Annotated in this window: 12 protein-coding genes; 5 read left to right on the forward strand and 7 right to left on the reverse strand. The window is 73.8% G+C overall.

From position 1 onward, the window contains the following. Positions 1 to 55: 55 nt before the first annotated feature. Entirely contained in the window at positions 56 to 2,125 is a 2,070-nt protein-coding gene (locus MFF56_RS15090) for a M3 family metallopeptidase (RefSeq protein ID WP_066923465.1), read from the reverse strand. Between the two features lie 432 nt (positions 2,126 to 2,557). Here MFF56_RS15090 and MFF56_RS15095 point away from each other — a divergent pair, with 432 nt between their 5' ends. The 3 genes from MFF56_RS15095 to MFF56_RS15105 all read left to right on the forward strand — a co-directional run bounded on the left by MFF56_RS15095 (position 2,558) and on the right by MFF56_RS15105 (position 5,216). Next, the gene (locus MFF56_RS15095; RefSeq protein WP_373324084.1) at positions 2,558 to 3,376 is read left to right on the forward strand and encodes an extensin-like domain-containing protein; all 819 of its coding nucleotides are present in this window, start codon (positions 2,558 to 2,560) and stop codon (positions 3,374 to 3,376) included. Positions 3,377 to 3,460: 84 nt separating this feature from the next. Then, a complete protein-coding gene (locus MFF56_RS15100) occupies positions 3,461 to 4,561 on the forward strand; it encodes a L,D-transpeptidase (protein ID WP_082772799.1) in 1,101 nt (366 codons plus the stop codon). A gap of 265 nt (positions 4,562 to 4,826) precedes the next feature. Beyond that, a complete protein-coding gene (locus tag MFF56_RS15105) occupies positions 4,827 to 5,216 on the forward strand; it encodes a response regulator (RefSeq protein ID WP_066918148.1) in 390 nt (129 codons plus the stop codon). A gap of 13 nt (positions 5,217 to 5,229) precedes the next feature. Here the strand turns inward: MFF56_RS15105 and MFF56_RS15110 are convergent, their stop codons facing one another. Both MFF56_RS15110 and rsmI read right to left on the reverse strand, forming a co-directional pair. Further along, positions 5,230 to 5,616, reverse strand: a complete 387-nt coding sequence (locus tag MFF56_RS15110) for a YraN family protein (RefSeq protein ID WP_066918150.1) — start codon at positions 5,614 to 5,616, stop codon at positions 5,230 to 5,232. Then, positions 5,597 to 6,580, reverse strand: a complete 984-nt coding sequence (rsmI, locus tag MFF56_RS15115) for a 16S rRNA (cytidine(1402)-2'-O)-methyltransferase (protein ID WP_238230297.1) — start codon at positions 6,578 to 6,580, stop codon at positions 5,597 to 5,599. The genes MFF56_RS15110 and rsmI overlap by 20 nt, the downstream gene beginning before the upstream one ends. 114 nt (positions 6,581 to 6,694) lie before the next feature. Here rsmI and MFF56_RS15120 point away from each other — a divergent pair, with 114 nt between their 5' ends. After that, positions 6,695 to 7,930 carry a penicillin-binding protein activator gene (locus MFF56_RS15120; protein WP_238230299.1) on the forward strand — a complete coding sequence of 412 codons (1,236 nt, stop codon included), beginning with the start codon at positions 6,695 to 6,697 and terminating at the stop codon, positions 7,928 to 7,930. Between the two features lie 144 nt (positions 7,931 to 8,074). On the opposite strand, the gene hemW is transcribed toward MFF56_RS15120, so the two are convergent. The 4 genes from hemW to MFF56_RS15140 form a co-directional block, all read right to left on the reverse strand. Beyond that, entirely contained in the window at positions 8,075 to 9,247 is a 1,173-nt protein-coding gene (gene hemW / locus MFF56_RS15125) for a radical SAM family heme chaperone HemW (protein ID WP_066922458.1), read from the reverse strand. Positions 9,248 to 9,282: 35 nt separating this feature from the next. After that, positions 9,283 to 9,912 (reverse strand): RdgB/HAM1 family non-canonical purine NTP pyrophosphatase, encoded by a 630-nt coding sequence (rdgB, locus tag MFF56_RS15130; protein ID WP_238230301.1) that lies wholly within the window; start codon positions 9,910 to 9,912, stop codon positions 9,283 to 9,285. Beyond that, entirely contained in the window at positions 9,909 to 10,625 is a 717-nt protein-coding gene (gene rph, locus MFF56_RS15135) for a ribonuclease PH (RefSeq protein WP_066923966.1), read from the reverse strand. The genes rdgB and rph overlap by 4 nt, the downstream gene beginning before the upstream one ends. Positions 10,626 to 10,719: 94 nt before the next feature. Next, complete coding sequence (locus tag MFF56_RS15140; protein WP_066923962.1) at positions 10,720 to 11,022, reverse strand: hypothetical protein; 303 nt, start codon at positions 11,020 to 11,022, stop codon at positions 10,720 to 10,722. Positions 11,023 to 11,206: 184 nt separating this feature from the next. On the opposite strand from MFF56_RS15140, the gene hrcA reads away from it, so the two are divergent. Then, positions 11,207 to 12,292 carry a heat-inducible transcriptional repressor HrcA gene (gene hrcA / locus MFF56_RS15145; RefSeq protein ID WP_156453820.1) on the forward strand — a complete coding sequence of 362 codons (1,086 nt, stop codon included), beginning with the start codon at positions 11,207 to 11,209 and terminating at the stop codon, positions 12,290 to 12,292. Positions 12,293 to 12,306: the final 14 nt, after the last annotated feature.

A 12,306-nucleotide genomic window follows, 5' to 3' on the forward strand; every position in this document is an offset into this window, starting at 1 on the left:
CGGGGGAGGGCGTGCGGTGCCGGCCCCCGCGTCGGGCACCGCACGGACCCTCCGCTCAGGCCGCCAGCCCGCGCTTCTTCAGGAGGGGCTCCGTGCTCGGCAGGCGCCCGCGGAACAGGGTGTAGGCCTCGCGCGGGTCGCGCAGGTTCCCGGCGCCGTAGACGTACCGGCGCAGGCGCGCCGCGGTCTCCGGGTGGAAGATGTCGCCGGCCTCCCGAAAGGCGTCGAAGGCGTCGGCGTCCAGCACCTCCGACCAGAGATAGCTGTAGTAGCCGGCCGCATAGCCGTCGCCCGAGAAGATGTGGGCGAAGTGCGGGGAGCGGTGGCGCATGCCGATCTCGCCCGGCATGGCGATGCGCTTCAGGGCCTCCGCCTCGAAGTCCAGCACGTCGAGGCCCGCCTCTGCGGCGTTCGAGAGGTGCAGCGTCATGTCGACGATCGCCGAGGCCGCGTACTCGACGGTCGCGAAGCCCTGGTTGAAGGTGCGGGCGGCGAGCAGCTTCGTGAGCAGCGCCTCCGGCATCGGCTCGCCGGTGCGGTGGTGGCGAGCGTGGGTGCGCAGCACCTCGGGCTGCTCCAGCCAGTGCTCGTAGAGCTGCGAGGGCAGTTCCACGAAGTCGCCCGAGACGGCGGTGCCGGAGAGGAGCGGGTAGGTAACGTCCGAGAGGAGCCCGTGCAGGGCGTGGCCGAACTCGTGGAACAGGGTGCGGGCGTCGTCGAAGGAGAGCAGAGCCGTCTCGCCGGGGGGCGCCTTGGCGAAGTTCATCACGTTGACGATGATGGGCGTGACGGTTCCGTTCAGCCGCTCCTGCGAGCGGAAGGCGCTCATCCAGGCGCCCGAGCGCTTGGAGGCGCGGGCGAAGTAGTCGCCCAGGAAGAGGCCGACCTCGGATCCGTCGCGGTCGCTCACCCGCCAGACCCGCACGTCCGGGTGGTAGCGCGGCACGTCGGGCAGTTCCGCGAAGGACAGACCGAACAGGCGGGACGCGGTGTCGAAGGCCGCCTGGATCATGCCGTCGAGGGGCAGGTAGGCCTTCACCTCGCCCTCGTCGAGGTCGTGCTCGGCCCGGCGCAGCTTCTCGGCGTAGTGGCGCCAGTCGTGCGCCTGGAGCGCGAAGTCGCCGCCCTCCCGGGCGATGATGGCCTGGAGCCGGTCGCGCTCGGCGCCCGCGCGCCGCTGCGCCGGGGCCCAGACCTCGGTGAGCAGCGCGGTCGCGGCCTCCGGGCTCGCCGCCATCGTGTCGTCGAGCTTGTAGTGGGCGAAGCTCGCGTAGCCGAGGAGGCGCGCCCGCTCGGCCCGGAGCTGCACGATCTTGCGGATGATCGCGCGGTTGTCGGTCTCACCCCCCGACTCGCCGCGGCGGGTCCAGGCCTCGTAGGCCCGCTCGCGCAGGTCGCGCCGGGTCGAGAAGACGAGGAACGGCTCGATCAGCGAGCGCGACAGGGTGATGACGTGGCCGTGCTCGCCCCCACGCTCCTCGGCGGCGCTGGCGGCGGCGGCCCGCAGGAAGGGCGGCAGGCCGGCGAGGTCGTCCTCGCCGTCGAGCGGCAGCACGAAGCGGCTCTCGTCGGCGAGGAGGTTCTGGCTGAACTGCGTGCCGAGTTCCGACATCCGCGCGGCGATCTCGGCCATGCGGGCCTTGGCCTCGGGCGCGAGGTCGGCGCCCGCCCGGCGGAAGCGGGTGCGGTAGCGCTCCAGCACCCGCCGCTCCTCGTCGCCGAGACCGTCCGCGGGGATCGCGGCGAGGCGGGCCCAGAGATCCGGGTTGAGGTAGATGGCGCTGCCGTGCCGGGCGAGCCTCGGCCCGACCGTGCGCTCGATCGCCTGGAGGTCCGGGTTCGTGTGGCTGCCGGTGAGATTGTAGAACACGCCCGCCACCCGATCGAGCGCCAGCCCGGCCCGCTCCATCGCCGCGACGGTGTTGTCGAAGTCCGGGGCCGCGGGGCTCGTCGCGATGGCGGCGATCTCGGCCTCGTGGGCGGCGATGGCCGCCTCGAAGGCCGGCAGGTAGTGCTCGGGCCGGATGCGCTCGAAGGGCGGCAGCTCGTGGGGCGTGTCCCAGCGCGCCGCCGAGAACGGGTTCCCGGTGTCGAGCGTGGGGAGCCCTGCGCTGGATGACGTCATGTGCCGGTCCTCGTCGTTTCCGTCTGGCGGGCGGGTGGGGCCGCGCCCCGCCGCCCGCGAAAGTCGCCCGAGCCTAGCACGATCGCGCCCGAGCGTTGCAGCCGCGCCCTTGCCGCGGCGGGTGCGGCGCCCGATCGTTCGGGGCGAAGGCTGCGTGCCGGCACGCGCCCGGGAGGAGACGCCATGACACTGCGCCGGCAACCGGGCGGCACCAAATCCATGTGCGCGACTCTCCCTCCGCCCTCTGCGGGAGAGGGTGGGCCGGCCGTAAGGCCGGGTCGGTCGGGACGAAGTCCCGCAGAGGGGGGAAGGAGGGAGCGCGCGAAGTTCCTCGCCGCCCGTACCGGAACGGCCTGTGCCCTCGCCCTGCTCCTCGCCACCCCCCTCCCCGGTCGCGCCGCGCCGCAGGACGCGCCGGCCGCCAGCGTTCCATTGCCGCCGCCGATCCCGCCGGAACGCCCGCAGGACCTGACGCCCCCGCCTCCGCCCGGGGAGGCGATCAAGGCGGCGCCGACGCCGCCGGAGCGGCCGGCCGAGCTGACGCCCGCCGTTCAGGCGGACACGAAGCCCGACGGAAAGCTGGACGCGAAGCCCGAGGGCCCCGCACCGACCGCGGAATCAGGGAAACCCGAGGCCGCCCAGCCCACCCCCCTGCCCCCGGCGCGGCCGCCCGAACTCTCCGGGGAGGCGGCGCTCGCCCTCAAGGTCTCGGCCCCCGACGACGCGGCCTGCCGCACCCGCCTCGCGCGGCTCGGCGCGCGCTTCGAGCCCCTGCCCGCGATCGCGAACGGCCAGTGCGGCGCGCCGCTGCCCCTGAAGCTGACCGCGCTCGACGGGGTCGCCCTGCCGCAATCGGCGACGCTGACCTGCACGGCCGCGGAGGCGCTGGCGCGCTGGGCGACCGAGGCGCAGGTCGCGGCCGAGCGCGAGCTGAAGCAGCCGCTGCGGTCGATCGCGATCGGCACTTCCTACGAGTGCCGCGGCCAGAACCACGACGTCGAGGCCAAGCTCAGCGAGCACGCCTTCGCCAACGGCATCGACGTGATGAGCTTCGGCCTCGAGGGACGGGCGCCGGTCACGGTCGCCGCCAAGCCCGCCGGCTCGGACGAGGGCCGTTTCCTCGACGCCGTGCGGGGCCGGGCCTGCGCGTTCTTCCGCACCGTGCTGGGGCCGGGCTCGAACGCCGCCCACGCCGACCACCTCCACCTCGACGAGCGCGAGCGCAACGCCGGCCACCGCCTCTGCCAGTAGGGCCGCGGGGCCGCGGAACGTTCGCCCCGGCCCGGGACTTTATCGCCGCGGAGCGCCACGCTCCCGGAGTCTCGGACGGGGATGATGCAGGGGTTCTCGATGCGGGCGGGCCTCGCCGCCCTCGCGCTGGCGGCGCTCTCCGGCACGGCCGCCGCCCGGAAGACCCCACCCAAGGCGCCCGAACTGCCGCCGCTCACCGCCGGGGCGATCAACGACGCGGCGCTCCCGGCCGAAGCCGGCGGGGACAAGGCCGCGGACAAGGCCGGGAAGGCTTCGGACCGGAAGACGGCCACCAGGACCGAGCGCCCCGACCCGCTCCTCGTGAAGGTTCAGGTCCTGCTCGATCGGGCCCGCTTCTCCCCCGGCGCGATCGACGGCCGGGACGGCGACAACCTCAAGGGCGCGATCGCGGCCTACGCGGCGGCGCAGGGGCTGCCCGCCACGCGCGCGCCGACGCCCGCGCTGCTTGAAAAGCTGCGGGCGGATTCGAAGCCCGTCGTCACGGAGTACACGGTCAGCGAGGACGACGCGAAGACGCCGTTCGTGGAGCGGGTGCCGCGCGAGTTGGAGAAGCAGGCCGAACTCGACGACCTCGGCTACACCAACGCCCGCGAGATGCTGGCCGAGCGCTTCCACATGAGCCGCGACCTCCTGAGCGCGCTCAACCCCGGCAAGCCCTTCGACAAGCCCGGCACGGTGCTCCTCGTCGCGGCGGTGACGCCGCTGGAGGGCGGGCGGCCGAACCCGAAGGCGCTCCCGCAGGAGCCGAAGGTGGAGCGCATCGAGGTCGACAAGGGCAGCCGCGACGTGCGCGCCTTCGACAAGGAGGGCACGCTGCTCGCCTACTACCCGGCCTCGATCGGCAGCGCCGAGAAGCCGGCGCCGAGCGGCGAGACCAAGGTGACCCGCGTCGCCTTCGACCCGACCTATACCTACAACCCCAAATACGGGTTCAAGGGCGTGAAGGCGCGCCGGAAGTTCACCGTCAAGGCAGGGCCGAACAACCCGGTCGGCGCGGTCTGGATCGACCTGGCTATCGAGTCCTACGGCATCCACGGCACGCCGGAGCCGGAGAACGTCGGCAAGACCGAGTCCCACGGCTGCATCCGGCTCACCAACTGGGACGCGCGCGACCTCGGGCTGCACGTCGCCAAGGGCGCCCGCGTGAGCTTCAAGGACGGCTGAGACGGCCCCGATGGAGGCAGCTTCGCCGCGTCCTCGGACAAAATGTATCAGGGCGTAACATTGCCTTTCGGTCGCGGGGCCGCCAAGCTCCGGAGCGCTTGACACGCTCGGCTTTCCAGGCGACGGCTCAGGCTATCCCGCAGGTCCGCTCCGGCTCCGCGGGTTCGCGTTTCGGAGGGTTACGGCCGCTGCCTCCGCGGTTCGGCACCAACCGCACGGCAGGGCTCCGAGTCTCGGGGCGAGATCGAAGGAAAGACATCTCGGCGTGACTGCGGAACCGAACGAGGACATCCTTCAGGGCGCCCGCGTCCTCGTCGTGGAGGATGAGGCGGCGATCTCGATGCTGCTGGAAGACATGCTGCTCGATTTCGGCTGCGACGTCGTCGGGCCAGCCGCCCGGCTCGCCACCGCGCTCGAGATGGCCGAGGGCGAGAGCTTCGACGTGGCGATCCTCGACGTGAACGTCGCGGGCGAGCCGATCTACCCGGTCGCCGAGACCATCGCCAAGCGCGCCCTGCCGCTGATCTTCTCCACGGGCTACGGCGGCGCAGGCATCCGCGAGCCGTTCCGCGACCGGCCCGTGGTGCAGAAGCCCTTCAGTCAGGCCGACCTCAAGCGCACGCTGATCTCGGCGATTCGCACCGCGCGGGGCTGAGGCTCCGGGCGCCTCACGTCCCCTCGATCGCGAAGGCGTCGGGCACGTGCTCCGGCCAGGCGCCCCGTCCCAGGAAGACCGCGTCGGCCCGCAGGGTGAGGCCGGTGCAGGCCGGGTGCCGCGCCAGCCACGCCCGCACCGCCCGCGAGAACAGCCGGCGCTTGCGCGCGTCGATCGCCTCCCGGGCCGCGCGCAGCTCAGCCCTGGCCTTCACCTCGACGAAGGCCAGGGTGCCGCCGCGGCGCACCACGAGGTCGATCTCACCGCCCGCGAGCGCGACCCGCAGGTCGAGCGGCCGGTAGCCCTTCAGCATCAGCCACGCGAGCGCGATCCATTCCGCCCGGCGCCCGCTGGCATAGGCCCGGCGGCGGGCGCTCCGCTCAGGCGTCGTCCGGTCCATCTCCCGCCTCGCCTCCCGTATCCTGCCGGCTGAGCGCCAGGGCGCGCGCGTAGACGAGGCGCCGCTTCAGTCCGGTCTCGTCGGAGACCAGGCTCGCCGCGTCCTTGATCGAGTGGCGGGCGAGCGCCGTGCGGAGCGCGGCGTCGAGCGCCGCGTCGCCGTCCGCCTCCGGCGCGGCCTCCGGACCCGTGCCGATCAGGACGACGATCTCGCCCTTGGGCGCCCCCTCCTCGGCGAAGAGGGCGGAGAGGTGGCCGAGCGTCCCGCGCCGGACCGTCTCGTAGAGCTTCGTCAGTTCCCGCGTCACGGCCGCGGGCCGCTCGGGACCCAGCACCTCGGCGGCGTCGGCGAGCATCTCGGGCAGGCGGTGGGGCGATTCGAACAGCACCAGCGTGCCGGGCAGGCCGGTGAGCGCCTCCAGGCGGTTGCGCCGGGCACCCGCCTTCTGGGGCAGGAAGCCCTCGAAGAAGAAGCGGTCGGTCGGCAGGCCGGCGGCGACGAGGGCCGTCATCACCGCGGAGGCACCGGGCACGGGTGTCACCGGGATGCCCGCCTCGATCGCCGCCTGGACGAGCTTGAAGCCCGGATCCGAGACGAGCGGCGTGCCCGCATCCGAGACCAGGGCCAGGGCCTGCCCCTCCCGCAGGCGCTCGACCATCCGGGCGCGCACGGCATCCGTCGAGTGCTCGTGGTAGGCGAGGAGCGGGGTCGTGATGCCGTAATGGGCGAGCAGCGTGCGCGTGACGCGGGTATCCTCGGCCAGCACCGCGTCGGCGGCTGCCAGCGTCGCGAGCGCCCGGATGGTGATGTCGCGCAGGTTGCCGATCGGGGTCGCCACCACGTGGAGCCCGGGCGCGAGCGGCTCGGCCTCGCTGGCCAGCCCGAAGGCCGTGAAGGTGGTCGGGCCCTCGCGGCGGGACGCGGTGCCGGGCGGGCGGCGGGCGGGGTCGGGGCGCTGGCTCATTGCGGCGACAATGCCACGGACACGGGGAGAACGCGGTCCCTTTCCGGCGCGCGCGTTTACTTTTCACCGGCAGACTTTAGCGTTGGGGCGACCTGACCGCCAAGGAGATCCGCGATGGCGCGCCCAAAGCTGCCGGGACCCGGCCCGGGGCTTCTCGGCCGGCTCGCCCTGCTCGGCGCCCTGGCGCTGCCCTTGGCCGCCTGCATCGGCGGACCCGACGGTCCTCGCGCCGTGCGCGGCGCGCCGCCGCCCCAGGCCGAGGCGCTGCCGGCCGCCCCCGGCCTGCCCGGCGCGGGCGCGGGACGCATCGGTTCCGGCACCGTGAAGGTGGCGCTGATCCTGCCGCTCTCCGGCCAGGGCTCCGCCCTCGGCGCGGCCATGCGCAACGCCGCCGAACTCGCCTACGAGGAGTTCCAGCAGCCCGACCTCCAGATCCTGGTGAAGGACGACCGCGCCAGCCCCGAGGGCGCGCGCGAGGCGGTGCAGGCGGCGCTGGCGGAGGGCGCCGACCTCGTGCTCGGGCCGGTCTTCGCCGCCAACGTCCAGGCCGCGGCGCTCCCGGCGCGCAACGCCGGCAAGCCGGTCATCGCCTTCTCGACCGACGCGGCGGTGGCGGCGCGCGGCGTCTACCTCCTCAGCTTCCTGCCCCAGCCGGAGGTCGACCGGATCGTCGACGCCTCGGTCGCCGACGGCAAGCGCTCCTTCGCGGCGCTGATTCCCGAGACCGCCTACGGCAACGCCGTCGAGGCGCAGTTCCGCGAGGCGGTGGCGCGCAAGGGCGCGCGGGTCGTGGCCATCGAGCGCTACCCGGCCGGCGCGCCGGGCCCGGCGGTCGAGCGGCTCGCCCGCGTCATCGCCGGGCCGGCCCCGCAGGCGGACGCGCTGTTCCTGCCCGAGACCGCGGACGGGATGCCCGCGCTCGCAGCCGCCTTGACGAAGGCCGGCTACGCGCCGGGCAGGGTGCGCCCGGTCGGCACGGCGGTGTGGAACGAGCCGCGCCTCTTCGCCCTGCCCGCCCTGCAGGGCGGGCGCTTCGCGGCGCCCGACACGGCGGGGTTCGCGGGCTTCGCCGGCCGCTATCAGGCGCGCTTCGGGACGAACCCGCCGCGGGTCGCCTCGCTCGCCTACGACGCGGTCTCGCTCGCGGCCGCGCTGACCCGCCGCTACGGCAGCCAGCGCTTCGCCGAGGAGACGCTGACCACGGGCGCGGGCTTCGCCGGCACGGACGGCACCTTCCGGCTGATGCCGGAAGGGCTCAGCGAGCGGTCGCTCGCGGTCTACGAGATCCGCAACAACGCCGTGACGGTGATGAGCCCGGCCCCGCGGGCGCTGGGCAAGCCGGGGACCTGAGCGGGGCGCTTGCGCTCGCGGGGCGGCGCGGTTTCGCCGGGCAGCCCGATGGGCACACACCTCCCTGATCGGGCGCCAATCCCCTCTCCCCGCGTGCGGGGAGAGGGGATGCGCGTCGCCCGACGTGGTAAGCTGGCGCGTCGATCACGCCGCGAGTTCGGCCACCAGGGCGTTCAGCACCGGCGCGCCGCGGGCGGTCGCGGCGATGCGTCCTGCGGCGAGCCGGGCCACCAGCCCGTCCGCGACCAGCGCGTCGAGGCGGGCGGCGTCGAGCGGGCGGCCCTTGAGCGCCGCGTAGCGGGCCGGATCGATGCCCTCGGCGAGGCGCAGGCCCATCATCAGGAACTCGTCGGCCTGGTCGGATCCGGCGATCGCCTCCGTCTCGGCGATGCCGTGCCCCTCCGCCTCCACCCGCGCCAGCCACGCCTCCGGCGCCCGCTCGGTGACGGTGCCGAGCCGGCCCGCCGCGGTGACGAGGCGGCCGTGCGCGCCGGGGCCGATGCCCGCGTACTCGCCGTAGCGCCAGTAGAGCAGGTTGTGGCGCGATTCGGCCCCCGCCCTGGCGTGGTTCGAGATCTCGTAGGCCGGCAGGCCCGCGGCGCCGCAGACCTCCTGGGTCACGTCGTAGAGGATGCGCGCGCTCTCCTCGTCCGGCGGCACCAGTCGGCCGGCCGCCGCGAGGCCATAGAAGGGCGTGCCGGGCTCGATGGTCAGCTGGTAGAGCGAGAGGTGCTCGGCCGCGCGCCGGATCGCCTCGGCGAGCTCCGTGCGCCACGCCGCCGGCGTCTGGCCCGGCCGCGCGTAGATCAGGTCGAAGGAGGTGCGGGCGAAGGTCGCCTGCGCGATCTCGACCGCCGCGAAGGCCTCGGCCGCGCTGTGGAGGCGGCCGAGCGCCTTCAGGGCGGCGTCGTCGAGCGCCTGCACGCCGAGCGAGACCCGGTTGACGCCCGCCGCGCGGTAGCCCCGGAAGCGACCGGCCTCGACGCTCGTCGGGTTGGCCTCGAGCGTGATCTCGGCCCCGGGCAGGATGCCCCAGGCGGCATCGACCGCCTCGATCAGCCCGGCCACGGTCTCGGGGCGCATCAGGGAGGGCGTGCCGCCGCCGAGGAAGACGCTGGAGACCCGCCGCCCCGGCGTGCGCGCGGCGACATGCGCGATCTCCGCCCGGAAGGCCGCGAGGAAGCGCGCCTCGTCCGGGGGTACGTGGCGGACATGGCTGTTGAAGTCGCAGTACGGGCACTTCGCGGCGCAGAAGGGCCAGTGCAGGTAGACCCCGAACCCCGCGTCGCGGGTCGGGTGCTCGGGGTAGGCGGTCATCGGCTGGATGTGAGGGGTGGCGCGTCGGTCCGCAATCAGCCCGGCCGCCGCAGGCAGGCGGCGGCGAGCGCCACGAAGGCGCGGGCCCGGTGCGAGAGCGCGTCGCCGCTTTGCCAATCGACCCCGTGCTTCTCCTCCGACGAGATCTCGCCGAAGGTCCGCTCGAACCCTTCGGGCCGGAACATCGGGTCGTAGCCGAAGCCCGCCGCGCCGCGGGGCGCGACGAGATCGCCGAAGACCCGGCCCTCGAACAGCTCGGCGTGGCCGTCCGGCCAAGCGAGCACCAGGGCGGAGACGAAGTGCGCCCGCCGGTCGGTGGCGCCGCGCCGGTCGAGTTCGGAGAGGATGCGCGCCATCGCGCCGGAGAAATCCTTCGCCGCGCCGGCCCAGCGCGCCGAGAAGATGCCGGGCGCGCCGTCGAGCGCATCGACGCACAGGCCCGAATCGTCCGCGAAGGCGGGAAGCCCCGAGGCTTGGGCGGCAGCGTGCGCCTTGATGGCCGCGTTCTCGGCGAACATCGTGCCGGTCTCGTCGGGTTCAGGGAGCCCGAGTTCGCCCGCCGAGACGGCCTCCACGCCGAAGGGGGCCAGAAGCTCGCGCATCTCGACGAGCTTGCCGGCGTTGTGGGTCGCGATCACGACCTTGCCCGAGAGGATCCGGCTCACGCGGCGATCGCCTGCTTCTGGAGGGCGACGAGGTCGGACACGCCCGCCTTGGCGAGGCGCAGCAGGTCGAGGAGTTCGGCCTCCGAGAACGGCGCGCCCTCGGCGGTGCCCTGGACCTCGACGAGTCCGCCCGAGCCCGTGATCACGAAGTTGGCGTCGGTCTCGGCGGCCGAATCCTCGGCGTAGTCGAGGTCGAGCACCGGCGTGCCCTTCGAGATGCCGCAGGAGACCGCCGCGACGTGGTCGCGCAGCGGATCGACCGAGATGATCGAGCGCCCGCGCATCCAGGTGAAGCACTCGTGCAGCGCCACCCAGGCGCCGGTGATCGCCGCCGTGCGGGTGCCGCCGTCGGCCTGGATCACGTCGCAATCGACCGTGATCTGGCGCTCGCCGATCGCCGGCAGGTTGGTGACGGCGCGCAGGGACCGGCCGATCAGGCGCTGGATCTCGTGCGTGCGGCCCGACGGCTTGCCCGAGGAGATCTCGCGGCGCGTCCGGGTGTGGGTGGCGCGCGGCAGCATGGAATACTCGGCCGTGACCCAGCCCTTGCCGGAGCCGCGCAGCCAGGGGGGGCCGCGCTCCTCCAGCGAGGCCGTGCAGAGCACCTTGGTCTCGCCGAAGCTGACGAGGCAGGAGCCTTCGGCGTAGCGCGCCACGGCGCGCTCGAGCGTGACCTTGCGCAGCTCGTCCGGCGCGCGCTTCGAGGGCCGCATGACCCGCTCCTCCATCGATGATCGAGGCCGGGCTCTTAAGGGCCGCGGGCGCGGGCGGCAACCCGCCCCCGCGGCGGAGGCCTATGAGGCAGCCTCAGTAGCGGTAGAAGCCGCGGCGGTGATGATGGTGGTGCCCGCGCCAGTGGTGCGGCCGGAAGTGCCGGTGATGATGGCGGTGGAAGTGGCGGCGATGGTGCCAGCCGCGGTGCATGCCGGGGTGCCGGTGATGGTGGCGGAACTGCACCGTCTCCAGGCCCGAGGCGGGCGCCTCGACGGCCGACGGGACGGCGAGCGGCGCGGCCTCGGCCACGCGGGGCGCGACCGTGACGCCGAGCCCGGCAAGGAGCAGGAAGACGGCGGCGAGTTTGACGAGGATCGATCGTGCACCGAGGCGCATGCGTTGGTCTCCCTTGAACGCGTCGTACAGGGGCCCCGGTTCGTCCGGCGCCCTACCCTGACAACGCATGCCGGCCCGGTTCCGTCCCACGCTTTCGTGCTGCCAGGGCCGGAAAGTTCCGGGATGCCGCCCGATTGATCGCGCGCCGCCCTACCGACACAATCGCCGGCCCAGGATCAAAGCCGTGACAGACCAGAACCCCCTCCCCGCCCCGGCCCCGCCGCTCAACGTCCTCAACGAGCGCGCCCGCGAGATCTTCCGCCAGATCGTGGAGAGCTACCTGACGACCGGCGAGCCGGTCGGCTCGCGCAACCTCGCGCGCATCCTGCCGATGGGGCTGTCGCCGGCCTCGATCCGCAACGTGATGTCGGACCTCGAACATTCCGGGCTGATCTTCGCGCCCCACACCTCGGCCGGGCGCCTGCCCACCGAGCTCGGGCTGCGCTTCTTCGTCGACGCGATGATGGAGCTCGGCGATGTCGGCCGCGACGAGCAGGAGCGCATCGAGGCGCAGATGCGGGCGGCCGCCTCCGGGCACACCTTCGAGTCGGCGCTGGCCGAGGCCTCGATCCTGCTCTCCGGCATCTCGCGCGGCGCGGGCGTGGTGCTCACCACGAAGTCGAACGTGCATCTCAAGCATATCGAGTTCGTGCGCCTCGATCCGGCCCGCGCCCTCGTGGTGCTGGTCTCCAACGACGGCTCCGTCGAGAACCGCCTGCTCGACCTGCCGCCGGGCCTGCCGGCCGGCGCCCTGCAGGAGGCCTCGAACTACCTCAACGCCCGGCTGCAGGGCCGCACGCTCGGCAGCCTGCGCCAGCAGATCGAGGCCGACCGGCAGGCGATGAAGCGCGAACTCGACGCGATCACCGAGCGGCTGGTCGATGCCGGGCTCGCGACCACGGTCGGCCCGTCGGAGGCGCGCCAGCTCATCGTGCGCGGCCAGGCGAACCTGCTCGACGACCTGCGGGCGGCCGAGGACCTGGAACGCATCCGCCTGCTCTTCAACGACCTGGAGACCCAGAAGGACGTGATCGACCTGCTCGCCCGCGCCGAGGACGGCGACGGGGTGCGGATCTTCATCGGCTCCGAGAACAAGCTGTTCTCGCTCTCCGGCTCGTCGATGATCGCCGCGCCCTTCCGCGACGGGCAGCAGAAGATCGTCGGCGTCGTCGGGGTGATCGGCCCGACGCGGCTGAACTACGCCCGCATCGTGCCGATGGTCGACTACACCGCCCGCGTGGTCTCGCGGCTTCTCGACGGACACCGCTGAGGACGGCGGGCGCG

It is taken from the genome of Methylobacterium hispanicum, assembly GCF_022179285.1.
GTDB classification, from domain to species: domain Bacteria; phylum Pseudomonadota; class Alphaproteobacteria; order Rhizobiales; family Beijerinckiaceae; genus Methylobacterium; species Methylobacterium hispanicum.

Coding starts and splice junctions, on each gene's coding strand:
- MFF56_RS15090 (WP_066923465.1), bottom strand. CDS start 2,125: ATGACGTCATCCAGCGCAGGGCTCCCCACGCTCGACACCGGGAACCCG.
- MFF56_RS15100 (WP_082772799.1), top strand. CDS start 3,461: ATGCAGGGGTTCTCGATGCGGGCGGGCCTCGCCGCCCTCGCGCTGGCG.
- MFF56_RS15110 (WP_066918150.1), bottom strand. CDS start 5,616: ATGGACCGGACGACGCCTGAGCGGAGCGCCCGCCGCCGGGCCTATGCC.
- rsmI (WP_238230297.1), bottom strand. CDS start 6,580: ATGAGCCAGCGCCCCGACCCCGCCCGCCGCCCGCCCGGCACCGCGTCC.
- MFF56_RS15120 (WP_238230299.1), top strand. CDS start 6,695: ATGGCGCGCCCAAAGCTGCCGGGACCCGGCCCGGGGCTTCTCGGCCGG.
- hemW (WP_066922458.1), bottom strand. CDS start 9,247: ATGACCGCCTACCCCGAGCACCCGACCCGCGACGCGGGGTTCGGGGTC.
- rph (WP_066923966.1), bottom strand. CDS start 10,625: ATGCGGCCCTCGAAGCGCGCGCCGGACGAGCTGCGCAAGGTCACGCTC.
- MFF56_RS15140 (WP_066923962.1), bottom strand. CDS start 11,022: ATGCGCCTCGGTGCACGATCGATCCTCGTCAAACTCGCCGCCGTCTTC.